This window comes from Citrobacter sp. Cpo148 (assembly GCF_030332375.1).
Taxonomy (GTDB): domain Bacteria; phylum Pseudomonadota; class Gammaproteobacteria; order Enterobacterales; family Enterobacteriaceae; genus Citrobacter; species Citrobacter portucalensis.
Map to the genome: position 1 here is coordinate 394192 of NZ_JAOWHY010000034.1, position 22530 is coordinate 416721.

At 53.4% G+C, this 22530-nt stretch carries 25 protein-coding genes and 2 tRNA genes; 21 read left to right on the forward strand and 6 right to left on the reverse strand.

Annotated features, from left to right (window positions below):
* Positions 1-5: 5 nt before the first annotated feature.
* The 19 genes from OGY10_RS03655 to ldtA all read left to right on the forward strand — a co-directional run bounded on the left by OGY10_RS03655 (position 6) and on the right by ldtA (position 15204).
* On the forward strand, positions 6-638 hold the full coding sequence (locus OGY10_RS03655) for a cobalt-precorrin-8 methylmutase (RefSeq protein ID WP_032943893.1): 633 nt from the start codon (positions 6-8) through the stop codon (positions 636-638).
* Entirely contained in the window at positions 635-1771 is a 1137-nt protein-coding gene (gene cbiD, locus OGY10_RS03660; protein WP_191227063.1) for a cobalt-precorrin-5B (C(1))-methyltransferase CbiD, read from the forward strand. The genes OGY10_RS03655 and cbiD overlap by 4 nt, the downstream gene beginning before the upstream one ends.
* The gene (locus OGY10_RS03665; protein ID WP_003834111.1) at positions 1765-2370 is read left to right on the forward strand and encodes a cobalt-precorrin-7 (C(5))-methyltransferase; all 606 of its coding nucleotides are present in this window, start codon (positions 1765-1767) and stop codon (positions 2368-2370) included. Before cbiD ends, OGY10_RS03665 begins: the two co-directional genes overlap by 7 nt.
* Positions 2360-2929 carry a decarboxylating cobalt-precorrin-6B (C(15))-methyltransferase gene (locus OGY10_RS03670; protein WP_008785138.1) on the forward strand — a complete coding sequence of 190 codons (570 nt, stop codon included), beginning with the start codon at positions 2360-2362 and terminating at the stop codon, positions 2927-2929. The genes OGY10_RS03665 and OGY10_RS03670 overlap by 11 nt, the downstream gene beginning before the upstream one ends.
* Positions 2922-3695 (forward strand): cobalt-precorrin-4 methyltransferase, encoded by a 774-nt coding sequence (locus tag OGY10_RS03675; protein ID WP_003030275.1) that lies wholly within the window; start codon positions 2922-2924, stop codon positions 3693-3695. The genes OGY10_RS03670 and OGY10_RS03675 overlap by 8 nt, the downstream gene beginning before the upstream one ends.
* On the forward strand, positions 3676-4731 hold the full coding sequence (cbiG, locus tag OGY10_RS03680; protein ID WP_003834107.1) for a cobalt-precorrin 5A hydrolase: 1056 nt from the start codon (positions 3676-3678) through the stop codon (positions 4729-4731). Before OGY10_RS03675 ends, cbiG begins: the two co-directional genes overlap by 20 nt.
* A complete protein-coding gene (locus tag OGY10_RS03685; RefSeq protein ID WP_032943891.1) occupies positions 4731-5456 on the forward strand; it encodes a precorrin-3B C(17)-methyltransferase in 726 nt (241 codons plus the stop codon). Before cbiG ends, OGY10_RS03685 begins: the two co-directional genes overlap by 1 nt.
* A complete protein-coding gene (locus OGY10_RS03690) occupies positions 5453-6238 on the forward strand; it encodes a cobalt-precorrin-6A reductase (RefSeq protein ID WP_286576293.1) in 786 nt (261 codons plus the stop codon). The genes OGY10_RS03685 and OGY10_RS03690 overlap by 4 nt, the downstream gene beginning before the upstream one ends.
* Positions 6239-6248: 10 nt before the next feature.
* Complete coding sequence (gene cbiK, locus OGY10_RS03695; protein ID WP_008785135.1) at positions 6249-7043, forward strand: sirohydrochlorin cobaltochelatase; 795 nt, start codon at positions 6249-6251, stop codon at positions 7041-7043.
* A complete protein-coding gene (locus tag OGY10_RS03700) occupies positions 7040-7753 on the forward strand; it encodes a cobalt-factor II C(20)-methyltransferase (RefSeq protein ID WP_057067535.1) in 714 nt (237 codons plus the stop codon). The genes cbiK and OGY10_RS03700 overlap by 4 nt, the downstream gene beginning before the upstream one ends.
* The gene (gene cbiM, locus OGY10_RS03705; protein ID WP_003834098.1) at positions 7750-8487 is read left to right on the forward strand and encodes a cobalt ECF transporter S component CbiM; all 738 of its coding nucleotides are present in this window, start codon (positions 7750-7752) and stop codon (positions 8485-8487) included. The genes OGY10_RS03700 and cbiM overlap by 4 nt, the downstream gene beginning before the upstream one ends.
* 2 nt (positions 8488-8489) lie before the next feature.
* Entirely contained in the window at positions 8490-8771 is a 282-nt protein-coding gene (locus tag OGY10_RS03710; RefSeq protein ID WP_003030289.1) for an energy-coupling factor ABC transporter substrate-binding protein, read from the forward strand.
* Positions 8758-9435, forward strand: a complete 678-nt coding sequence (locus OGY10_RS03715; protein ID WP_008785133.1) for an energy-coupling factor ABC transporter transmembrane protein — start codon at positions 8758-8760, stop codon at positions 9433-9435. The genes OGY10_RS03710 and OGY10_RS03715 overlap by 14 nt, the downstream gene beginning before the upstream one ends.
* Positions 9436-9443: 8 nt before the next feature.
* On the forward strand, positions 9444-10259 hold the full coding sequence (locus tag OGY10_RS03720; RefSeq protein ID WP_003839037.1) for an energy-coupling factor ABC transporter ATP-binding protein: 816 nt from the start codon (positions 9444-9446) through the stop codon (positions 10257-10259).
* Entirely contained in the window at positions 10256-11776 is a 1521-nt protein-coding gene (locus tag OGY10_RS03725) for a cobyric acid synthase (protein WP_153687540.1), read from the forward strand. Before OGY10_RS03720 ends, OGY10_RS03725 begins: the two co-directional genes overlap by 4 nt.
* On the forward strand, positions 11773-12318 hold the full coding sequence (gene cobU / locus OGY10_RS03730; protein WP_111465414.1) for a bifunctional adenosylcobinamide kinase/adenosylcobinamide-phosphate guanylyltransferase: 546 nt from the start codon (positions 11773-11775) through the stop codon (positions 12316-12318). The genes OGY10_RS03725 and cobU overlap by 4 nt, the downstream gene beginning before the upstream one ends.
* Positions 12315-13058 (forward strand): adenosylcobinamide-GDP ribazoletransferase, encoded by a 744-nt coding sequence (gene cobS / locus OGY10_RS03735; RefSeq protein WP_003834082.1) that lies wholly within the window; start codon positions 12315-12317, stop codon positions 13056-13058. The genes cobU and cobS overlap by 4 nt, the downstream gene beginning before the upstream one ends.
* 24 nt (positions 13059-13082) lie before the next feature.
* Positions 13083-14147, forward strand: a complete 1065-nt coding sequence (gene cobT / locus OGY10_RS03740) for a nicotinate-nucleotide--dimethylbenzimidazole phosphoribosyltransferase (RefSeq protein WP_008785130.1) — start codon at positions 13083-13085, stop codon at positions 14145-14147.
* Between the two features lie 127 nt (positions 14148-14274).
* Positions 14275-15204, forward strand: coding sequence for a L,D-transpeptidase (gene ldtA / locus OGY10_RS03745; RefSeq protein WP_008785129.1), 930 nt, complete (start codon positions 14275-14277; stop codon positions 15202-15204).
* 24 nt (positions 15205-15228) lie between these two features.
* On the opposite strand, the gene OGY10_RS03750 is transcribed toward ldtA, so the two are convergent.
* The 5 genes from OGY10_RS03750 to mtfA form a co-directional block, all read right to left on the reverse strand.
* On the reverse strand, positions 15229-15912 hold the full coding sequence (locus OGY10_RS03750; RefSeq protein ID WP_032669186.1) for an ABC transporter ATP-binding protein: 684 nt from the start codon (positions 15910-15912) through the stop codon (positions 15229-15231).
* Positions 15913-15922: 10 nt separating this feature from the next.
* Positions 15923-17611, reverse strand: a complete 1689-nt coding sequence (locus OGY10_RS03755) for an ABC transporter permease (RefSeq protein ID WP_191227065.1) — start codon at positions 17609-17611, stop codon at positions 15923-15925.
* Positions 17595-18632 carry an extracellular solute-binding protein gene (locus OGY10_RS03760; RefSeq protein WP_003834073.1) on the reverse strand — a complete coding sequence of 346 codons (1038 nt, stop codon included), beginning with the start codon at positions 18630-18632 and terminating at the stop codon, positions 17595-17597. The genes OGY10_RS03755 and OGY10_RS03760 overlap by 17 nt, the downstream gene beginning before the upstream one ends.
* 260 nt (positions 18633-18892) lie before the next feature.
* Positions 18893-18968: transfer RNA gene (locus tag OGY10_RS03765), tRNA-Asn, on the reverse strand.
* Positions 18969-19100: 132 nt separating this feature from the next.
* Positions 19101-19865, reverse strand: a complete 765-nt coding sequence (mtfA, locus tag OGY10_RS03770) for a DgsA anti-repressor MtfA (RefSeq protein ID WP_032943883.1) — start codon at positions 19863-19865, stop codon at positions 19101-19103.
* A 93-nt stretch (positions 19866-19958) separates the two neighbouring features.
* On the opposite strand from mtfA, the gene OGY10_RS03775 reads away from it, so the two are divergent.
* A tRNA-Ser gene (locus tag OGY10_RS03775) sits at positions 19959-20048 on the forward strand.
* Between the two features lie 169 nt (positions 20049-20217).
* Here the strand turns inward: OGY10_RS03775 and ompC are convergent.
* Positions 20218-21360, reverse strand: coding sequence for a porin OmpC (gene ompC, locus OGY10_RS03780; RefSeq protein ID WP_208744154.1), 1143 nt, complete (start codon positions 21358-21360; stop codon positions 20218-20220).
* 441 nt (positions 21361-21801) lie between these two features.
* On the opposite strand from ompC, the gene OGY10_RS03785 reads away from it, so the two are divergent.
* Positions 21802-22494 carry a phosphohydrolase gene (locus OGY10_RS03785; RefSeq protein ID WP_125363757.1) on the forward strand — a complete coding sequence of 231 codons (693 nt, stop codon included), beginning with the start codon at positions 21802-21804 and terminating at the stop codon, positions 22492-22494.
* The last annotated feature ends 36 nt before the right edge of the window (positions 22495-22530 follow it).

Here is a 22530-nt window from a genome sequence, read left to right on the forward strand (position 1 = left end):
ACATAATGCAATACATCCAGCAACCCCAGGCGATTGAAGCCAAAAGTTTCGACATTATTGGCAAGATCATCCGTGAAACCCGTCCGGACTATCAGTTTGCCAGTCCGTTACATGAAGCCATTATCAAGCGGGTTATTCACACGACGGCAGATTTCGACTGGCTGGACATTCTGTGGTTTTCCAGTGATGTGCTGGAGCAGTTTTGTGCGGCGCTTAGCCGTTCGAGCGTGATTTACACCGACACCACGATGGCGCTTTCCGGGATCAATAAAACGCTGCTGGCAAAATTCGGCGGTGAATGCCGCTGCTACATCAGCGACCCGCGGGTTGTGCGTACGGCAAAAGAGCAGGGTATTACCCGGTCCATGGCGGCAGTCGACATTGCGGTGAAGGAAGAGGGGGAAAAGTTGTTTGTCTTTGGCAACGCGCCGACTGCGCTGTTCCGCCTGCTTGAGCATGATGTTGCCGTCAGCGGTGTGGTGGGTGTACCGGTCGGGTTCGTTGGTGCTGAAGAGTCGAAAGATGCCCTGACCCAAAGCAATTTGCCCGCCATTGCAGCGTTAGGCCGCAAAGGGGGAAGCAACGTTGCCGCCGCTATCGTCAACGCCATGCTTTATCACATGCAGGGGGCGCGATGAGCGAGGCCTTCGATACGCCGGTGTGGCACAACGGTAAAGCGCTGCGTAAAGGATATACCACGGGATCGTGCGCCACGGCTGCAGCAAAAGTTGCCGCGTTGATGGTATTGCGCCAACACCTCATCCATCAGGTTTCCATCGTGACGCCTTCCGGGGTGACGCTGTGCCTGAACGTGGAGTCACCGCATATCGAAGGGCAGCAGGCAATAGCGGCCATCCGCAAAGACGGTGGAGATGATGTGGACGCCACCCACGGCATGCTGATTTTTGCCCGCGTGACGTTAGACGATAGTGGCGTGATTGCCTTACAGGGCGGTGAAGGGGTCGGTACGGTAACCCGCAAGGGGATTGGCCTGCCGGTGGGCAGTTCGGCGATTAACCGTACACCTCGCCAGACCATTGAATCAGCCGTCCGCGAAGCGATTGGCCCAAATCGTGGGGCGCAGATTGAAATCTTCGCGCCAGAAGGCGAAGAACGGGCGCAAAAAACCTACAACTCTCGTCTTGGCATTCTTGGCGGCATTTCGATTATCGGCACCACGGGTATTGTCACGCCGATGTCAGAAGAGAGCTGGAAGCGTTCACTGTCGCTGGAGCTGGAAATTAAGCGGGCGGCAGGGCTGGAGCGTGTTGTACTGGTGCCGGGAAACCACGGCGAGCGTTTTGTGCGCGAGCAGATGGGTATCGACACCCAGGTGGTGGTCACCATGAGCAACTTTGTCGGTTACATGATTGAAGAAGCCGTACGTCTGGGGTTCCGACAAATCGTACTGGTGGGGCACCCCGGTAAGCTCGTCAAAATCGCGGCGGGGATCTTCCACACTCATAGCCATATTGCCGATGCCCGCATGGAAACGCTGGTGGCCCACCTCGCGCTACTTGGCGCACCGCTGGAACTGCTGACGTTGGTCAGCGAGTGCGATACCACCGAAGCGGCGATGGAACATATCGACGCGTACGGTTTCCAGCACATTTATGACCATCTGGCTCAGCGCATTTGTATGCGTGTCCTGCAAACATTGCGTTTTACCAAAAATCCCCCGACCTGCGATGCCATCATGTTTTCTTTTGATAATCAGATTCTTGGAAGTAATCGTCCGGTCGCAGAGATTGCTGAGGAGATGCAATGTTAACCGTTGTAGGGATGGGCCCCGCCGGTTTGCATTTGATGACGCCTGCGGCACGAGAAGCGGTCGCGACGGCGGATGTTCTGGTCGGTGGAAAGCGGCATTTGCAGCAATTCCCGGATTTTGCCGGTGAACAGTTTGCTCTTGGCGCCAATATCCCGGAACTCCTGAGCTGGATTAGCGCGCACCAGGAGAAGCATGTTGTGGTACTGGCGTCTGGCGATCCCCTGTTTTACGGCATCGGGACGCGCATGGTGGCGCATTTTGGTATTGAGAATGTGCGGATTATTCCCGGCATTAGTGCGGTGCAGTACCTGTGCGCGCAGTCCGGTATTGATATGAACGATATGTGGCTGACCAGTAGCCATGGCCGCAGCGTCTGTTTTGATGAGCTGGCGCGACATAACAAGGTGGCGATGGTGACTGATGCGCTGTGTGGCCCGCGTGAAATCGCGCAGCAGCTCATTGCCCGAGGCAAGGGGCATCGCTGGATGGTGATTGGCGAAAACCTGGCGATGGAAAACGAACAGATCCATTTCCTGCCTGTGCGTGAAGTTAACGCTGACTATGACATGAATGCAGTGGTGATCCTTGATGAAAGATGAGCTGTTTCTGCGTGGAGAGAAAGTGCCGATGACCAAAGAAGCGGTACGCGCACTTGCCCTCTCAAAACTTGAATTACACCGCGCCAGTCACCTGATTGATATTGGTGCCGGAACCGGCAGCGTGTCGATAGAAGCCGCGTTGCAATATCCCGGATTACGTGTAACGGCCATCGAACGTAACCCGGCGGCGCTCAGATTGCTGGATGAAAACCGCCAGCATTTTGCCTGCGCAAATATCGATATTTTTCCCGGCGTTGCTCCCATGACTATCGCGGAAAAAGCCGATGCCATTTTTATGGGCGGCAGCGGCGGCCATCTGACCGAACTGATTGACTGGTCGATGCGCCAATTGCATCCCGCAGGGCGTTTGGTAATGACGTTTATCCTCCAGGAAAACCTCAACACCGCGCTGGCACATCTGGATCATCTTGGCGTACAGGGAGTGGATTGCCTGCAGCTACAGGTTTCCTCGCTTACCACGCTTGGCAATGGTCACTATTTTAAACCGAATAACCCCGTATTTGTTATCGCCTGTCAGAAGGAAGGAAACCATGTCTGAGATTTTTGATCCCCGTAGCGTGTGGTTTGTTGGCGCAGGTCCTGGCGATCGCGAGCTGATTACCCTCAAAGGTTACCGGTTGCTGCAGCAGGCGCAGGTTGTTATCTACGCCGGATCGCTGATTAACACTGAATTGCTGGAGTATTGCCCTGCCGGTGCTGAATGTCACGACAGTGCCGAACTGCATCTGGAGCAGATCCTTGATCTGATGGAAGCCGGAGTGAAAGCGGGCAAGACCGTTGTGCGCCTGCAAACCGGCGATGTCTCGTTGTACGGTTCCGTACGCGAGCAGGGTGAGGAGCTGACCAAACGCGGGATTGACTGGCAGGTGGTACCCGGCGTCAGCGCGTTCCTCGGCGCGGCGGCAGAGCTGGGCGTTGAGTATACCGTGCCCGAAGTTTCACAGAGCCTGATCATTACGCGCCTGGAAGGCCGCACCCCGGTACCAGAGCGTGAACAGCTGGAGTCTTTTGCCAGCCACCAGACATCAATGGCGATTTATCTTTCCGTCCAGCGCATTCATCGGGTGGCTGAGCGTCTGATTGAAGGCGGCTATCCGGCGACCACGCCCGTGGCGGTGATCTATAAAGCGACCTGGCCGGAAAGCCAGACCGTGCGCGGGACCCTGGCGGATATTGGCGACAAGGTTCGCGATGCGGGCATCCGTAAAACGGCCCTTATTCTGGTCGGTAATTTCCTGGGCTCGGAGTATCACTACTCCAAACTCTATGCGGCGGACTTTAGCCATGAATACCGTAAAGCCTGAGTCAATTGCGCTTTTTTGCCTGACTCCTGGCGGCGTTGTGCTGGCGAAACGTCTGGCAGCTATGCTGCCGGTTACCTGTTTTACCAGTGAAAAGCTGCTGGAGGAGGGGTTTATTCCCTTTGAAAACGGCTTTGCGAATACCGCCCGCGAAGCGTTTACGAATTACTCGGCGCTGATTTTTATCGGTGCGACCGGTATTGCGGTGCGCGTACTGGCCCCGCTGGTCAACGACAAGTTTTGCGATCCGGCGGTGGTGGTCATTGATGAACGTGCCCAGCATGTCATCAGCCTGCTCTCCGGCCACGCGGGCGGTGCCAATGCGTTGGCGCGTTATCTGGCGGGCATGTTGGGCGCTGACCCGGTTATCACTACCGCGACGGATGTGAACGATATGGCGGCACTGGATACGCTGGCATTTCAACTGAATGCCCGGATGAGTGATTTCCGTTCGGCGGTGAAAATCGTGAATCAGATGCTGGTCAGCAATAAGCGGGTTGGTCTGTGGTGGGATGACGAACTGACGCAGGATGTCAGCCATTGCGACCGGCGCGGATTTATCACGGTTACCGATCTCAACCAGCTCCCTGAACTGGATGCGTTGGTGTGCATCACCTTACGTACCAATTTACCTGACCTGCCTGTTCCGCACTGGAAGTTGGTGCCACAGCGGGTTGTGGCCGGAATTGGCTGTCGCCGTGATACGCCGTTCCCTCTACTGGCTGCGCTGCTTGCCCGGCAACTTGAAGCTCAACAGCTTGATCCGTTGGCGCTAAAAGCGATTGGCAGCATCACGCTGAAAAAAGATGAACAGGGACTTATCCAACTGGCTTCGTGCTGCCGCGTTCCTTTCGAAACATTTACCGCTGACGCGCTGCGTGAGCATGAGCACCGTTTTCCGGCCTCATCGTTTGTTCGCAAAACGGTGGGTACAGGAAGCGTTTCCGGTCCTGCAGCCTGGCTGTTGAGCCACGGAAAACTGTTAGGCGAGACCCTGCGAGAACAGGGCGTCACTATCACTTTGGGAGTTTCACACTGATGTTAAGCGTAATTGGAATTGGACCTGGCTCGCAGGCAATGATGACCATGGAAGCCGTTGAAGCACTGCAGGCAGCGGAAATCATCGTTGGCTATAAAACCTACACCCATCTGGTAAAAGCGTTCACGGGTGACAAGCAGGTGATCAAAACCGGAATGTGCAAAGAGATTGAACGCTGCCAGGCGGCGATCGAACTGGCACAGGCGGGTCACAACGTGGCGCTGATCAGTAGCGGTGACGCGGGGATTTACGGTATGGCCGGGCTGGTGCTCGAACTGGTCAGCAAGCAAAAGCTGGATGTTGAGGTCAGGCTAATACCTGGCATGACCGCCAGCATTGCCGCCGCCTCTTTGCTGGGCGCGCCGTTGATGCACGATTTCTGCCACATCAGCTTAAGCGACTTGTTAACGCCGTGGCCGGTTATCGAAAAACGCATCATTGCCGCCGGTGAGGCAGACTTTGTTATCTGTTTCTACAACCCGCGCAGTCGGGGGCGCGAAGGTCATCTGGCGCGCGCATTTGAACTGCTTTCCGCCAGCAAAAGCGCACAAACGCCGGTGGGTATTGTGAAGTCTGCCGGACGTAAAAAGCAGGAAAAATGGTTAACCACGCTCGGTGAAATGGATTTCGAACCGGTTGATATGACCAGCCTTGTGATCGTGGGTAACAAAACAACCTATGTTCAGGACGGCCTGATGATCACGCCACGAGGTTATGTGCTGTGAATTACGGTGATGTGCTGGTCATGGGCGGTACGAGCGATGCGCGCATGCTGTGCCAGCAACTGGATGCGGCAAACGTGGCCTACACCCTGTCAGTTGCAACCCCAACAGGGAAACAACTGGCGGGAGACATCAAAGGCCAGGTGCGCTGCGGGCGTCTGGAGCGCGAACAAATGATTGCCTGGCTACAGGAAAACCGGACGCACTGGGTGATCGATGCCTCGCATCCGTACGCCGAGGTGGTGAGCCGCAACATCATGAGCGCCTGCGAAGCGGCGGGCGTACTGCTGAGCCGCTACCAGCGCCCTGAGCAGTTGAGTGGTTTAACTCACCCGCACCTGTACACCGTACAAAGCATTCCGCAAGCCTGTGAGGTGGCGCGACGCTTCGGCGATCGTGTGCTGCTGACGACCGGCAGTAAAGATCTGGCCATCTGGCGCGAAGGGTTGCCTGAAAAAAAGCTGCTGGCGCGCGTTCTGCCTGTTCCTAAGGTCATTCAGCAATGCGCGGATCTGGGATTTGGTGTCGGTGAAATCTTCGCACTGTGCGGGCCGTTTAGCGCCGAGTTCAACGCCGCGTTTTATCGCCAGTGCCAGGCTGATGTGGTGATCACCAAAGCATCTGGCGCTGAAGGTGGTTATCAGGAAAAGGTTCAACCCTGTCTGGATGCCGGAATCCCCTGCATTGTGATTACACGTCCGGCACCGTTGGTGACGGGAGAAGAGTTACTGGAAAGTCAGGCCGCCTTTGGGGCGCGTTTAACGCGCTGGCTGGCCACTGCTTAAGGAGTTTGAGATGAAAAAGGCGCTTCTGGTGGTCAGCTTTGGCACCAGCTATCACGACACCTGCGAGAAAAATATCGTGGCCTGTGAGCGCGATCTTGCAGCTAGCTGCCCTGACCGCGACCTGTTCCGGGCGTTTACCTCCGGGATGATAATCCGCAAGCTCAAGCAGCGAGACGGTATTGAAATCGACACGCCGCTACAGGCGCTGCAAAAACTGGCGGAGCAGGGGTATCAGGATGTGGCTATTCAGTCACTGCACATTATCAATGGCGACGAATACGAAAAAATTGTCCGCGAAGTGCAAAGTATGCGTCCGCTGTTTTCACGCCTGACGCTGGGTGTACCGCTGCTGAGCAGCCATGAAGATTACGCACAGTTGATGCTGGCGTTGCAACAGCAGATGCCGGCGCTTGGCGAAAGTGAAAAAGTGGTCTTTATGGGACACGGTGCCAGCCACCATGCTTTTGCCGCCTATGCCTGTCTCGACCACATGATGACGGCGCAGCGCTTTCCCGCGCGGGTTGGGGCGGTGGAAAGCTATCCGGAAGTGGATGTGCTGATTGAAAGTTTATCTCAGGAAGGGGTGACGGCGGTGCATCTGATGCCGCTGATGTTAGTCGCTGGCGACCATGCCATCAACGATATGGCCTCCGACGAAGATGATTCCTGGAAAACGTTGTTCAATGCAGCAGGGATACCGGCTACGCCGTGGCTTAGTGGTCTGGGTGAGAACCCGGCGGTTCGCGCCATGTTCGTGGCACATTTACAGCAGGCGCTTAATGTGGCGCTGGAGGAAGCTGCATGAGCGGAAAACTGTATGCACTGAGCACCGGGCCAGGTGCTTCCGACTTGATTACCGTGCGTGCCGCACGCACGCTGGGCGCGCTGGATATTCTCTATGCGCCTGCCGGGCGTAAAGGCGGCGACAGTCTGGCATTGTCGATTGTACGTGAGTATATCGGTGAACAGACCGAAGTCCGCTGCTGTCATTTTCCTATGAGTGCCGATAGCGCTGAAAAAGAGGCCGTCTGGGATGAAGTTGCTGCCGCGCTGGTTCAGGAAGTCGAGGCCGGTAAACAGGTGGGGTTTATCACTCTCGGCGATGCGATGCTGTTCAGCACCTGGGTCTTTTTACTTCAGCGTATTGGTTGTCCTGACTGGCTGGAAATCGTTCCTGGCGTCACGTCTTTCGCCGCGATTGCCGCGCGTTCCAAAACGCCGCTCGCTATGGAGCAGCAGTCACTGGCGGTGGTCTCCTGTACTGCACCGGAAGCGGAAATCCAGCAAGCGTTACAACAGCATGACAGTCTGGTGTTGATGAAAGTGTACGGTCGTTTTGCACGTATCAAAGCGCTGCTACAACAAGAAGGTTTGTTGGACTGTGCATTAATGATGTCTGAAGCCACGCTGCCAGGTGAACAGTGCTGGCGTCATCTCGATGAGGTGAGCGACGATCAGCCGCTGCCTTATTTCTCGACCATTCTGGTCAATAAACAGTGGGAGTATGCACAATGAAGCTTGAACAACAGCTAAAACAGCTGTCTTTCAGCGGGTTGGCTGCGGCGCTATTACTGATGATTGTTCCTGAACAAGCGTTCGCCATGCACATTATGGAAGGTTTCTTGCCGCCGATGTGGGCGCTGGCCTGGTGGCTGCTGTTTTTACCCTGCCTGTGGTACGGGCTGGTACGTCTGCGCCAAATTGTGCAAGAGGATAACCACCAGAAGGTTTTGCTGGCCCTGTGTGGCGCTTTTATTTTTGTGCTGTCGGCGCTGAAAATTCCTTCCGTTACCGGAAGCTGCTCACATCCTACCGGTGTAGGCCTGGCGGTTATCCTGTTTGGACCGGGCGTGGTAGCCATCCTTGGGGCGATTGTCCTGCTGTTCCAGGCTCTGCTGCTGGCACACGGTGGTTTGACAACGCTCGGCGCGAACGGCATGTCGATGGCGGTAATTGGCCCGGTAGTGGGTTACATGGTGTGGAAAATGGCCTGCCGTGCAGGGCTGCGTCGTGATGTCTGCGTCTTCCTGTGCGCGATGTTGGCGGATCTCGTCACCTATTTCGTGACCTCGGTGCAGTTGGGCGTTGCGTTCCCGGATCCGTCCGCTGGCGCTACCGGCTCAATCATCAAGTTCATGGGGATTTTCTGCCTGACGCAGATCCCAATTGCGATAGCGGAAGGGTTACTTACCGTGCTGATTTACGATCAGCTAACCAAACGCCAGTTGATAACCGCACAAGGGCATTAACGATGAAAAAGACGCTGATTATATTGGGCATGGTAGTGGCGCTGGTGATCCTGCCGTTCTTTATCAACCACGGTGGGGAGTACGGCGGTTCAGATGGTGAGGCGGAAAGCCAGATTCAGGCTATTGCCCCGCATTATGAGCCCTGGTTCCAGCCGTTGTATGAACCCGCAAGCGGTGAAATTGAAAGTCTGCTGTTTACGCTCCAGGGATCGCTTGGCGCAGCCGTGATTTTCTATATCCTGGGTTACACCAAGGGCAGGCAACGCCGTGATGACCGGGCTTGACAGGCTTAGCTATCAAAGCCGTTGGGTTCATGTCTCGCCGGTGCGGAAATTTCTGCTCTGGCTGGTGATGATGATTCTGGCGTTTACTCTGCCCCCATTGGGGCAGGGTATTGAGCTTTTACTTATTGCCGCGCTGAGCTGCTGGCTGCTGCGTATTTCCTTCTGGCGCTGGTGCCGTTGGATGGCATTACCGTTTGGTTTTCTCACGGTTGGCGTGGTGACCATTTTGTTTAGCATCAGCCGCGATCCACAGACGCTGTTGGCCAGCATACCTGTGGGAAGTTACTGGTTGGGGATCAGTGCACCAGGTGTGGTAACCGCCAATGAAACCTTCTGGCGCAGCCTTGCCGCGTTGGCGGCAACTTTCTGGCTGGTGCTGAATCTGCCGTTTCCGCAATTAATTATCTTACTCAAACGCGCGCATGTTCCTCGCCTGCTAACTGAGCAGATCCTGCTGACCTGGCGGTTTATTTTTATCCTGTTAGACGAGGCGCTGGCTATTCATCGCGCACAAACGCTGCGTTTTGGTTATCGTAGCTTGCCGTTGGGCTACCGCTCTCTGGCAATGCTGGTGGGATTGCTGTTCACCCGCGTGTTGATCCGCTACCAGCAAATGACTACCACACTGGATATCAAACTGTATCAGGGTGATTTTCACCTGTAAGGAAAAGTATGCTTGCCACCTCAGCGCTTTGGTTTCGCTATCAGGATGACCCGATCCTCAAAGGGCTAACGCTGGATTTTTCGACGCATGCCGTCACCGGACTGGTAGGCGCTAATGGCTGCGGGAAATCCACGCTGTTCATGAACCTGAGCGGTTTACTGCGCCCACAGCAAGGCGCGGTGATGTGGCAGGGCAAACCGCTGGATTACAGCAAGCGCGGCCTGCTGGCGCTGCGTCAACAGGTGGCAACGGTATTTCAGGACCCCGATCAGCAAATCTTTTATACCGATATCGACAGTGATATCGCCTTTAGCCTGCGCAATCTTGGGGTGGATGAAGCTGAAATCGCTCGCCGCGTGGAAGATGCGCTTACGCTGGTCGACGCCCAGCATTTTCGCCATCAGCCCATTCAGTGTTTAAGCCATGGGCAAAAAAAACGGGTAGCAATTGCCGGGGCGTTGGTGTTGCAGGCGCAGTATCTGCTGCTGGATGAACCTACTGCGGGCCTCGACCCGTCAGGCCGCACGCAGATGATTGAGATAATCAAACGCATCGTTGCGCAAGGAAACCACGTCGTAATTTCCAGCCATGATATCGATCTTATCTATGAAGTAAGCGATGCGGTGTACGTTTTACGCCGGGGCGAAGTGCTCACGCACGGTACGCCAGGCGACGTTTTCGCCCGTACGGATCTTATTGAACAAGCGGGATTAACTCAGCCCTGGCTGGTGAAGCTGCATACAGAGTTGGGCTTCCCGCTGTGTAAAACAGAGGCTGAATTTTTTAGCTGTATGCGAGAGAACGCACTGAAGGAGGCGTCATGACGCAGGCAATAATGTTGCAGGGAACGGCATCTGATGTGGGTAAAAGCGTATTGGTCGCCGGGCTGTGTCGTATTTTTTATCAGGATGGACTGCATACCGCGCCGTTCAAATCGCAGAACATGGCGCTGAACTCTGGCATTACGCCAGAGGGAAAAGAAATGGGCCGCGCGCAAATTTTTCAGGCCGAAGCCGCAGGCATTACGCCAGATGTGCGTATGAACCCGGTGTTACTTAAACCGACCAGCGATCGAAAAGCGCAGGTAGTGCTGATGGGTAAAGTGGCAACCGATATGGACGCGGTGAGTTACCACGAGTACAAGCCACGTCTGCGGGAACAGATCCTGTCAGTTTATAACAGCCTGGCGCAGGAGTTCGATGTGCTGGTGCTGGAAGGAGCGGGGAGCCCGGCAGAGATTAACCTGCGCGATCGCGATATCGTCAATATGGGTATGGCCGAGATGGCGCAGTGCCCTGTCGTTTTGGTGGCGGATATCGATCGTGGCGGGGTGTTCGCCTCCATTTACGGCACGCTGGCGCTGTTGCACGATCACGAGCGCGCGCGGGTAAAAGGGGTGATCATCAACAAGTTTCGCGGTGATGTGACGCTGCTGCACTCCGGTATCGAGCAAATTGAAGCGCTGACCGGCGTTCCTGTGCTGGGCGTGATGCCATGGCTGGATGTTGATCTGGAAGATGAAGACGGCGTTGCGCTGCAAAAGGGCAAGTATTTGCGCACTGACAAACGCGACATCGACATCGCCGTTGTTCAAATACCGCACATTTCTAACTTTACTGATTTCAATGCGCTTGCTGCGCAGCCGGATGTGCGCGTGCGCTATGTTCGCCAGCCTGAAGAGCTGGCGGGGGCCGATCTGGTGATTTTGCCGGGCAGCAAAAATACCCTTGGCGATCTGGTATGGCTGCGTGAAAGTGGGATGGCGCATGGCGTCGTGCAATTACATCGTAATAACGTACCGGTGGTGGGGATTTGTGGCGGCTATCAAATGCTCGGCGACACCATCATTGATGAAGTAGAGTCGGGCCTCGGTACGCTGCCGGGTCTGGGCTTACTCAATACAGTCACCCATTTTGCCCAGCACAAAACCACGACCCTGGTTGAGGGACAAATGTCTTCATCGCTGCCTGACTGGCTGGCGGGCACGGCGGGGTTATCCGTTCGCGGTTATGAAATTCATATGGGCGAAACAGCATTAACCGATGAATGCCGGTCGGTGATGACGTTGTACAAAGACGGCGGCAGCGTTGCTGACGGCGCGGTCACTCCGGATGGTCTGGCGTTCGGCACTTATCTTCACGGTCTTTTCGACAGCGATGATTTCACCCGTGCGTTGGTCAATGGCCTGCGAGAACGTAAAGGGTTAGCTCCGCTGGATTCCACCTTCCATTACGCGCAATATAAATCGCAGCAGTTTGATCTGCTGGCGGATGCGATGCGGCAACACATCGATATTGAAAAAATTTATACCATCATGCAGCAACACCGGGAGCCAGTATGATGATTCTGGTTACTGGCGGCGCGCGAAGCGGCAAGAGTCGGCATGCGGAAGCGCTGATCGCTGATTCCCCAAACGTTTTGTATATTGCGACTTCGCAGATTTTTGATGAGGAGATGGCTGCGCGAATTCAGCATCATCGCGATGGACGTCCTGCGCACTGGCGTACAGCCGAACGTTGGCAACATCTTGATGAACTGATCACGGCCGCGAACGATCCTCATGAAGCCATTCTGCTGGAATGCATCACCACGATGGTGACCAATTTGCTGTTTGCGCTGGGCGGTGAAAGCGATCCGGACAGCTGGGATTACGCGGCGATGGAGCAGTCTATCGAAGGTGAAATCCGTTCGCTGATCGCAGCCTGTCAGCGCTGCCCGGCAAAGATCGTGTTGGTCACTAACGAAGTGGGAATGGGGATTGTGCCGGAGAACCGTCTGGCGCGGCATTTTCGTGATATTGCAGGACGCGTGAACCAGCGACTGGCGGCGGCAGCAGATGAGGTCTGGCTGGTGGTATCAGGAATTGGAGTCAAAATTAAATGAGTAAGTTGTTCTGGGCAATGCTCTCTTTTATCAGTCGCTTGCCCGTTCCTGCTCGCTGGTCGCAAGGACTGGATTTCGAGCACTATTCCCGCGGTATTGTAATGTTTCCCCTGATTGGCGTCGTGTTGGGAGGGCTGACGGGGCTGGTCTTTATGGCGCTCCAGCCCTGGTGCGGTATTCCGTTGGCGGCCCTTTTTGCGGTGCTGACACTGGCATTGCTGACCGGGGGATTTCATCTGGATGGTCTGGCGGATACCTGTGATGGCATTTTTTCGGCGCGCCGACGCGAGCGGATGCTGGAAATCATGCGCGACAGTCGTCTGGGCACCCACGGTGGGCTGGCGTTAATTTTCGTTTTACTGGCGAAGGTACTGGTGGTGAGTGAACTGGCTTTGCGTGGCACGCCGATGCTGGCCGCGCTGGCAGCGGCATGTGTCGCCGGGAGAGGAACGGCGGTGTTGCTGATGTATCGGCATCGCTATGCCCGCGAAGAAGGACTGGGCAACGTTTTTATTGGCAAAGTCACCGGGCGTCAAACCTGCGTTACGTTGGGATTAGCGGCGATCCTTGCCGCCGTGCTACTTCCCGGCATGCGCGGCGTGGCAGCGCTGGTTGTCACAATAGTGGCGATTTTTATTCTTGGGCAGTTATTAAAACGCACGTTGGGTGGGCAAACCGGCGATACGCTGGGCGCTGCCATTGAACTTGGCGAGTTGATTTTCTTGCTGGCTCTGCTCTGAGTCAGCCCACATACTGGAACCCTTATGCAGACTTTAACCTCTTTACTCCGCACGATCCCATCACCCGACAGTGCCGCGATGCTTCGTGCACAGCAGCATATTGACGGCTTGCTTAAGCCGCCGGGAAGTTTAGGGCGACTCGAATCTCTCGCCGTACAATTGGCCGGGATGCCTGGCCTGAAGGGTGTGCCGCATGTGAACGGCAAAGCGATGCTGGTGATGTGCGCCGATCACGGCGTGTGGGATGAAGGGGTTGCCGTTTCGCCTAAAGTTGTCACGGCTATACAGGCTGCCAATATGACGCGTGGAACGACCGGCGTCTGCGTCCTGGCCGCTCAGGCTGGGGCGAAGGTTCATGTGATAGATGTTGGGATTGATGCTGAACCTATTCCCGGTGTGGTGAATATGCGAGTGGCACGCGGCTGCGGCAATATAGCCGAAGGTCCGGCAATGAGCCGTTCGCAGGCCGAGGAGCTGTTGCTGGAAGTCATCCGCTATACCCATGAACTGGCAAAAGACGGTGTAACGCTGTTTGGCGTCGGGGAGCTTGGTATGGCAAATACCACACCTGCGGCGGCCATTGTCAGCGTGCTGACCGGCAGTGATGCTGAGGAAGTCGTGGGTATTGGCGCTAACCTTCCTCTTTCTCGGGTGGGGAATAAGGTAGACGTTGTGCGCCGGGCAATTGCCGTCAATCAACCGGATCGCCATGACGGTGTCGATGTGCTGGCTAAGGTTGGCGGGTTTGATCTTGTCGGTATGGCGGGGGTGATGCTGGGGGCGGCCTCCTGTGGCCTGCCGGTCGTGCTGGATGGTTTTCTTTCGTATTCTGCTGCTCTGGCGGCCAGCCAGATTGCGCCGCAGATTAAACCCTACCTAATCCCGTCACACTTCTCCGCTGAGAAGGGCGCCCGCACCGCGCTGGCGCATCTTGAATTGGATCCTTATCTGAATATGGGGATGCGTTTAGGCGAAGGTAGCGGGGCCGCGTTGGCGATGCCGATTATTGAAGCTGCCTGTGCGATGTACAAAAATATGGGGCAGCTCGCCGCCAGTAACATCGTGCTTCCAGATGGTAAGGAAGCGTAGTTACTGCTCAACCTGAACCTCGCCTGATGGCGAGGTTTTTTTATGCGCAAATATGTTGTAAGCCACTAAAACAGATAATAAAAGCTATACTTTACGGATATCTGTTGCGACGAAGGAAAGGAAAAAGATGCGTCGTGTAAAACTGCTTTGTTCACTCATTATGCTGCTTGCGAGTCAGGGAGCGCAGGCGGTGAGTTATCCGCTGCCGCCAGAGGGGAGTCGCCTGGTGGGTAGCACTTTGACTATTACGGTTCCACAAGGAAACACCAAGCCGCTGGAGGCATTTGCCGCTCAGTACGGGCAGGGGTTGAGCAATATGCTTGAAGCCAATCCGGGCGTCGATGTTTTTCTGCCTAAATCGGGTTCAACGCTGGTTGTGCCACAGCAACTGATACTTCCGGATACCGTGCGTGAGGGGATTGTCATCAACGTCGCCGAGATGCGGCTTTACTATTATCCTGCTGGCAGCAATACGGTTGAGGTTTTACCCATTGGCATTGGTCAGGCGGGTAGAGAAACGCCGCGTAACTGGGTGACAGCGGTAGAACGTAAGCAGGAAGCACCAAGCTGGACGCCGACGCCAAATACCCGACGTGAATACGCCGCTCGCGGGGAAAGCTTGCCGGCATTTGTTCCTGCCGGACCAGAAAATCCGATGGGCCTGTATGCAATTTATATTGGCAGGCTTTATGCCATTCACGGGACAAATGCCAATTTCGGTATTGGTCTGCGGGTAAGCCAGGGGTGCATCCGTTTGCGGAATGACGACATCAAGTACCTGTTTGATACGGTGCCTGTAGGGACGCGTGTACAATTAATTGACCGACCGGTGAAATACAGCGAAGAGCCGGACGGTAGTCGCTGGGTGGAAGTACATGAGCCGCTGTCACGAAACCGTTCGGAATACGAGTCTGACAGAAAGGTGCCTTTGCCAGTCACTCCCGCTTTGCGCACCTTTATCAGCGGGAATGACGTGGATGTGAGCCGCGGGAGCCAGGCGTTGGAAAGACGTTCCGGTATGCCGGTGAACATCAGCCTGGTACAGAAGCATTATTAATTTTCAGGGCGACCCTGTTTACCTTCAGGTCGGATGGGTCGCTTTTTTAATTTGATACTGCCCCATTTTTACCACGCCAATATGGTCAGCCATTAGCTGGGCTTCGTGTTCACTGTGGGTAACCAACAGCGCCGTTTGCCCGGCGGCGCGCAAAATATCCCGTACCTCGTTGCCAAGACGCTCACGCGTGCGTTTATCCAGGCTGGAGAAGGGTTCATCCAGCAACAGGATTTCCGGATGTGGCGCCAACGCGCGAGCAAGGGCGATACGCTGTTGTTGCCCGCCGGAAAGCTCATGCGGATATCGGTTGGCATGGCTGTGTAACTCCACCATTTTCAACAGCTCAGTCACTCTGGCCTGTTGTTCCTCACGCGGCATGCGACGCAATCCAAAGGCCACATTTTGCTGCGCGGTCAGATGGGGGAATAACGCATATTCCTGGAAGACCATGCCGACATGACGTTTTTCCGGTGGCAGATGAACGCCGGGACCGGCAACACGTCGCTGTGACACATAGATCTCTCCGTTTTGCAGGCGTTCAAATCCGGCTACTGCGCGTAGCACCGTGGTTTTTCCGCAGCCTGAAGCGCCCAGCAGACAGGCAATTTCACCTTTACGTACCGACATTGAAAATCCGCTCAGTACCGATTGCTGGCTGTTGCCATAAGCAACGTGTACATCCTGGAGTCGTAATGCAATTTCTGACATTGTTGCTCTCTTAACCACGGCGAGTCATTTGGTGACGCACCAACAAAATAACCGGTAGCGTGCCAGCTAAAACAATCATTAGCGCGGCGATAGCACCTTCTTCATAGGTTCCACGTGCGGCTTCCGCATACAGCAACGTTGCCAGCGTTTCAAAATTGACCGGGCGCAAAAGCAACGTTGTTGGCAGCTCTTTCATGGCATCAGCAAAAACCAGCAGGGCACTGCTGACTAACGCCGGGCGCAGCAGGGGAAAATGGACTCGTGCAAACGTCCCCGCACCATTCTCACCCAACAGACGAGACGCCTGTTCCAGCGAAGGTGGAATGCGGCCCAGACCAGAATCCAGCGCGCCAATGGCAATCGCCTGGAATCGCATGGCACAACAAATTACCAGCAGGATCCCGGCGGACATCAGCGGCAGGCCGCGAACATCCAGTAAATCTGCCAGCCAGCGGTCGACAGCCATGGCGGGGGGTAAAAAACCAATCGCCAGAATTGTGCCGGGAACCGCATAGCCTAAAGAGGCCAGACGCATCACGCCGCGACGAAATCCCGGCATGGCGTTGTCTGCGGCGCTATGACGCGCGCTCCAGGCCACCAGCATACTGACGCAAACCACCACTAGCGTAGTTCCCGCTGCCAGCGATAGCGTATTTTGCAATGCTGACAGTAACGAAGAGGAAAGGGGGTTCTCATCACCTATACGTTTGGCGCTTTCCCACATTAAAAACAGTACCGGAGCCAGAAAACCCAGCACAACCGGCAGTGAAATAACGCCACCGAGCAGCCAACCACGCCAGCCACGCACGCGCGTTGGTTGAATTTCCCGCAGGCTGCGGCTGCTGAATCCTTGTTTTCTGCGACCATAAAATTCCAGCGTCAGAATAAGGAATATAAACATCAGCATCATGCAGGCAATTTGTGCCGCGGCAGATAAATCAGACCGCGAGATCCATGTGGTGTACACGGTAACGGTTAACGTCTGTACACCGAGAAACTCCGATGCGCCAATATCGTTGAGCGTTTCCAGCAGTGCCAGACTGATCCCAACGGCCAACGCCGGACGAGCCATGGGCAAAGCAACTCGAAAAAAGGTTCCGGTCGCGCTGCATCCCAGCGTGCGTGCGGCTTCCAGTAAATGAGCCGGTTGGCTAATAAACATGGCGCGGGTTGTCAGATACACGTATGGGTATAGCACTAATCCGAGCAGGATGATTGCGCCGGAAAGTGAGCGTAAATCAGGCAGTCGGAACTGTCTTGGGCTGTCAAAACCCAATAAAAAACGGATAAACGTTTGCAGAGGGCCAATCGGATGCAGCAGATCGAGCCATGCAAAGGCCACAATGTAGGTCGGCATCGCCAGCGGCAACAGTAACGCCCAACTAAGTATTTTACGTCCAGGAAAATCCCATGCCGTTACCGCCCATGCGCTGCCTACGCCAATCACGCCGACCATCACCGCGACACCGGCTAATAACAGCACGGTATTTTTTAGTGCGGCAGGCAGTACATACGTCAGGAGATTATCCCAGTGAGATAAATCGGCCTGGGTAGCCTGCCAAATCAGCGCAATGATCGGTGTCAGAACGCCAAGCGCTACGCACAGCGCGCCAAGATGTAGCGGCGTTAATAATGACTGCGGCCCGGAAACCAGGCCGCGTAACGTCGGAAACTGCAGAGGTTTATTGATCGAATCCAACTTTATCTACCAGCAGACTAGCTTGTTTACGATATTTAACGATTTCGGTTAACGGCGTTTTATCGACGTCGATTTCACCAATAGTTGCACTGATAACCGGATCAAGCGTCACGCCTTTCAGTACCGGGTATTCGAAGTTCGCTTTCGCATACTGCTGCTGGGCAGGTGCGGAAACCAGATATTCCATCAGCTTAACGGCATCGGCTTTATTTGGTGCATAGCGGGCTACAGCTGCGCCACTGATGTTGACGTGTGTACCGCCATTTTCAAAGGTGGGTTTAACGACTTTAATCGCATCGCCCCACTGACGTGCATCACTGCCTTCTTTGGCGTTTTTCATATGGCCGACGTAATAGGAGTTGGCGAGACCAATATCGCAAATGCCGCCGAGAATATCGCGAGCTACATCGCGGTCGCCACCGGTAGCTTTACGCGCCAGGTTAGCTTTCACGCCGCGCAGCCATTCTTCGGTCTTTGCTTCACCGTGATGAGCAATCATTGCGGCGATCAGCGCTGTGTTATACGGGTGCTGTCCGGAACGAATACAAACTTTACCTTTGTACTCAGGGCTGGCGAGTTGTTCGTAATGCCAGTTATCGATTGGCAGTGACTTCTCGGCATACAGCACGCGGGCACGCATCGACAGCGCAAACCACTGATTATCTGCGCCGCGCAGATTGGCCGGAATAGCGGTTTTCAGTGCTTCTGACTCTACTGGCTGAGTTACACCCGCTTCCACTAAATCAATGAGGTTACCGGCATCAACGGTCATCAGCAGGTCAGCAGGTGAATTTTTACCTTCAGCTTTAACGCGCTCAAGCATACCGTCCTTGATATAGACCGTACTGACTTTGATGCCGCTGGTTTTGGTCCAGCTATCAAGCAAAGGCTGGATCAGACCCGGTTCACGGGTGGTATAGAGCGTTAACGTTTCCTGAGCGAAAGCCGGTAGGCTAACAGAGAAGACCAGGGCAGAGGCAAGGGTGATACGGCGCAGTCCGGCGCGAGGCAGAGAATTCATCGTTTATATCCCAGAGTAATTGGAACGTACAGTGAACCGAGCGGGGGGCTCGTTCCTTTGGCTCGCGTACAATAAATGATAATCACTAGCACTTACAATAATTGCAAAGTTTAAACGATTTACATTTACATAACTTTAATCAACGTTGTGATGCGGCATGTAACAGCGGTGCAGAGCGGGCAGGAGGCTTATGAGAGGGATTTAATAGCGACCTGAAAAGCAAAAAGCCTGCTTAGTTTCCTAAGCAGGCTTCTTAAATATGGCTCCTCTGACTGGACTCGAACCAGTGACATACGGATTAACAGTCCGCCGTTCTACCGACTGAACTACAGAGGAATCGTGTGAACGAGGCGCATATTACTGACCTGACCATGAGGTGTCAACAGTAAAATTAGCGCGTCATTTCAATTGGTTAATTAATCTTCAAATTCAGCGTTAATGCACATTTGGTGAGCGACAATGGCCACCTTAGCGGGTATCGCGTAACCGCTCCATGGGGTTCTGGCGGTAAAACTGAATGAAACGTTGCCATAAGGCCGGAAAACGTGGTGCAAATAATTCAGGGGCACTGAAGAAATATTCCGATAGAACGGCAAAGCATTCGGCAGGATCGGTCGCTGCGTAGGCATCTATACTGCACGCGGTTTCACCGACCAGATCAATTTCATCCTGAATGTTATTCATTGCGGCATGCAGGTCGTGCTCCCAACTGGCAATATCTCGCAGAGGGATCGCCGGAATACCGCTGGCGCGGTCGCCATTACGCATATCAAGCTTATGTGCCACTTCATGGATGATCAGATTGAAGCCGGAGGCATCAAAAGAATCCTGAATGTCGAGCCAGTTGAGGATTATTGGACCTTGCTGCCAGCTTTGCCCGGACTGTACAACACGTTGGTTATGTACCAGCCCAATATCGTCTTCCCATTCATCGTCCACGACAAACGGGGCAGGGTAGATGAGAACTTCATGAAACCCGTCGAGCCACTCGATCCCCAATTCCAGAACAGGCAAACAGAAAAGCAGCGCAATGCGCGCACTTTTTAGTGGATCCAGTTCAAACCCCTGAAGCGCTACCAATCTTTTTTGCTGTAAAAAGCGCTCGGCCAGGGCGATAAGCCTGGCTTGTTCTTGCTCGGTGAGATTCACCAGAAGAGGAATAGCCAGGGCGTCGTCCCACGGCCAGTCGTCACTCCGGGTTGTTTCTTGCTCTTTCCAGGGCCACTTAATCATCGTTTTGCTCGCAAACTCGTCACTTGAACGAAATTGACGGAACGGGGTCTGTTAAAATGCCAAATTACCTGGCATCATGGCAACCGCCAAAACGGAGAGATGCCAGAGCGGCTGAATGGACCGGTCTCGAAAACCGGAGTAGGGGCAACTCTACCGGGGGTTCAAATCCCCCTCTCTCCGCCACTATTCAAGCACTTGCACGCCTCGCTTTCAACGACAGTTCTCATGGATGTTTTTTTCTTTGAGTATCCTCACAAGTTTATCGTTGTAATGCCCGCGTGGTAAAAAAATACGTTTCGTATAAATAAAAAGCCCGCTTCATATGAAGCGGGCTTGCTTGTTTTTGCGTCAATTAGAACTGGTAGATCATACCAACACCTACAACATCATCAGTAGAAATACCGACTGCGTCGTAGAATGCATCATCGCCGTCAAGCAGGTTGATTTTGTAATCAACGTAGGTGGAGAAGTTTTTGTTGAAGTAGTAGTTAGCACCAATAGATACGTACTTAACCAGATCTTTGTTGTTGTACTTATTGGTAATGAATCCCATGTCTTCAGTCAGGTCCTTACCTTTAGATTGCAGGTAAGAAATTTCCGGACGCAGACCGAAATCAAACTGGTATTGAGCCGTTACTTCGAAGTTCTGAGTTTTGTTGGCAAAACAGATACTACAATCGCTACTTCCTACTGGGGTCATATTGCGGGTTTCCGCATACATGGTTGCCAGATAGATGTTGTTAGCATCGTATTTCAGACCAACAGTCCAGGCTTCTGCTTTTTCACCATTTGCAGTGGTACCATACTGTTGTTCATTGGTACGGTCAGACGTTGAGAATGCTGCACCAGCACTGATACCCATGCCGAAGTCGTAAGTGGTGGACATACCGAAACCGTCGCCGTTCTGTTTGCGCACATTACGACCGTTGTTGGTTCCTTCCTGACCAAAGACAGAGTTTTTGCTCTCATTTGCACCTTGATACTGCAGTGCAAAATTCAGGCCCTCAACCAAGCCAAAGAAATCAGTGTTGCGGTAAGTTGCTACACCGTTGGTACGGCCTGTCATAAAGTTATCAGTGTAGGTGTATGAATCACCGCCCCATACAGGCAACATGTCGGTCCATGCTTCGATGTCATACAGCACGCCATAGTTACGGCCATAGTCGAAGGAGCCATAATCACTGAATTTCAGACCCGCAAAACCCAGACGAGTAGCGGTATTTGCATTATCATCTTCAATTTCATTTGCTTGAATATTGTATTCCCACTGACCAAAACCGATCAGATCAGAATTAATCTGAGTTTCACCTTTAAAACCCAGACGTACATATGTAGCGTCCCCGTCCTCAGTAGTATCTTCGGAGAAGACATGACGTGCATCGACTTTACCGTACAGATCCAGTTTATTGCCGTTCTTATTATAGATTTCAGCCGCATTTGCTGCGCCTGCAGCTAATAAAGCAGGGAGAAGCAGTGCCAATACTTTTCTTTTCATTATGTATTCCCTTTGCATGATAATTAAAATGAATATGTAGTACTATCCGAGTGACTACATTTGGATACTATCTATGAAGTTCATTTAATTTAAAATATAACATGTAACAAATGTATTTAAAATATTTCAAAATGTTTCTTTTGCATCTTTGTATAATTATGCGTGTGTGTTAATTACATTGGTATTCGCCATGTGAATTGTTTTTAATCAGTTAGTTATATGTGTTTATCTATTTATTTGTTATGTGCATTTTATTTGTTTTGGATGTTTGTTTTTAATATTCATATAAATTATTTTTCGATATTGGTGTCGTGGGTTTTATAAATTCATGTGGATTTTATTTTTAGTGCAATAATAAAAGATGATTATGTAATGGGGCGGGCAGTGGTCTGCAATGAAAATTGTTGCTAAGGTGATTTTCTTTCTACAAAGGGAGATAGCATGAAACTGCACGACTGGCAGTCGCGATTTGAAGCCTGGTTAGCTGATAACCATTCTGGACAAGATGCTGCACATGACATCTTTCACTTTCGACGTGTGTGGATAACGGCGCAAAAGCTGAGTACAGATGCAACCGTAGACTGGCTGGTGGTGTTGACCGCGTGCTACTTCCACGATCTCGTCAGTCTGCCAAAGAACCATCCTGAGCGTCATTGTTCGTCGGTACTGGCAGCCAAGGAAACATGTCGTGTTTTGATGCGCGATTTTCCGGATTTTCCACAACAGCGGTTATCGGCAGTGTGTCATGCCATTGAGGCGCACAGTTTTAGCGCAAAAATCGCGCCAGAAACCCTTGAAGCGAAAATCGTGCAGGATGCAGACCGGCTTGAGGCGCTGGGTGCAATTGGTTTAGCGCGCGTATTTGCCGTTTCAGGGGCGTTAGGGGTTGCGCTGTTTGATGCGGAAGATCCGTTTGCCCGAAAGCGTAGCCTTGACGATAAACAGTACGCGCTCGATCACTTCCAGACCAAGTTATTGACGTTGCCGTTGACGATGCAAACAGAACAAGGGAGGCATTTGGCACAACATAATGCGGATTTTTTACTGACGTATATGGCGAAGCTGAGTGCGGAGTTAAAAGGAGAATACGAAATGCTGGATCTTGACGCGATTCAACCCTTTAAAGCGCGCTAGTCGTCAATACGGCTGAAACGTCAACCGTGCTAATTT

Excerpts from the sequence above, each read along its gene's own strand:
- OGY10_RS03700 (WP_057067535.1), top strand. The coding sequence starts at position 7,040 with ATGAGCGGAAAACTGTATGCACTGAGCACCGGGCCAGGTGCTTCCGAC.
- OGY10_RS03720 (WP_003839037.1), top strand. The coding sequence starts at position 9,444 with ATGCTTGCCACCTCAGCGCTTTGGTTTCGCTATCAGGATGACCCGATC.
- cobU (WP_111465414.1), top strand. The coding sequence starts at position 11,773 with ATGATGATTCTGGTTACTGGCGGCGCGCGAAGCGGCAAGAGTCGGCAT.
- OGY10_RS03725 (WP_153687540.1), top strand. The coding sequence starts at position 10,256 with ATGACGCAGGCAATAATGTTGCAGGGAACGGCATCTGATGTGGGTAAA.
- OGY10_RS03715 (WP_008785133.1), top strand. The coding sequence starts at position 8,758 with ATGACCGGGCTTGACAGGCTTAGCTATCAAAGCCGTTGGGTTCATGTC.
- mtfA (WP_032943883.1), bottom strand. The coding sequence starts at position 19,865 with ATGATTAAGTGGCCCTGGAAAGAGCAAGAAACAACCCGGAGTGACGAC.
- ompC (WP_208744154.1), bottom strand. The coding sequence starts at position 21,360 with ATGAAAAGAAAAGTATTGGCACTGCTTCTCCCTGCTTTATTAGCTGCA.
- OGY10_RS03785 (WP_125363757.1), top strand. The coding sequence starts at position 21,802 with ATGAAACTGCACGACTGGCAGTCGCGATTTGAAGCCTGGTTAGCTGAT.
- cbiK (WP_008785135.1), top strand. The coding sequence starts at position 6,249 with ATGAAAAAGGCGCTTCTGGTGGTCAGCTTTGGCACCAGCTATCACGAC.
- cbiD (WP_191227063.1), top strand. The coding sequence starts at position 635 with ATGAGCGAGGCCTTCGATACGCCGGTGTGGCACAACGGTAAAGCGCTG.
- cobS (WP_003834082.1), top strand. The coding sequence starts at position 12,315 with ATGAGTAAGTTGTTCTGGGCAATGCTCTCTTTTATCAGTCGCTTGCCC.
- cbiG (WP_003834107.1), top strand. The coding sequence starts at position 3,676 with ATGAATACCGTAAAGCCTGAGTCAATTGCGCTTTTTTGCCTGACTCCT.
- OGY10_RS03760 (WP_003834073.1), bottom strand. The coding sequence starts at position 18,632 with ATGAATTCTCTGCCTCGCGCCGGACTGCGCCGTATCACCCTTGCCTCT.
- OGY10_RS03710 (WP_003030289.1), top strand. The coding sequence starts at position 8,490 with ATGAAAAAGACGCTGATTATATTGGGCATGGTAGTGGCGCTGGTGATC.
- OGY10_RS03750 (WP_032669186.1), bottom strand. The coding sequence starts at position 15,912 with ATGTCAGAAATTGCATTACGACTCCAGGATGTACACGTTGCTTATGGC.
- OGY10_RS03655 (WP_032943893.1), top strand. The coding sequence starts at position 6 with ATGCAATACATCCAGCAACCCCAGGCGATTGAAGCCAAAAGTTTCGAC.
- OGY10_RS03675 (WP_003030275.1), top strand. The coding sequence starts at position 2,922 with ATGTCTGAGATTTTTGATCCCCGTAGCGTGTGGTTTGTTGGCGCAGGT.
- cbiM (WP_003834098.1), top strand. The coding sequence starts at position 7,750 with ATGAAGCTTGAACAACAGCTAAAACAGCTGTCTTTCAGCGGGTTGGCT.
- cobT (WP_008785130.1), top strand. The coding sequence starts at position 13,083 with ATGCAGACTTTAACCTCTTTACTCCGCACGATCCCATCACCCGACAGT.
- OGY10_RS03670 (WP_008785138.1), top strand. The coding sequence starts at position 2,360 with ATGAAAGATGAGCTGTTTCTGCGTGGAGAGAAAGTGCCGATGACCAAA.
- ldtA (WP_008785129.1), top strand. The coding sequence starts at position 14,275 with ATGCGTCGTGTAAAACTGCTTTGTTCACTCATTATGCTGCTTGCGAGT.
- OGY10_RS03685 (WP_032943891.1), top strand. The coding sequence starts at position 4,731 with ATGTTAAGCGTAATTGGAATTGGACCTGGCTCGCAGGCAATGATGACC.
- OGY10_RS03665 (WP_003834111.1), top strand. The coding sequence starts at position 1,765 with ATGTTAACCGTTGTAGGGATGGGCCCCGCCGGTTTGCATTTGATGACG.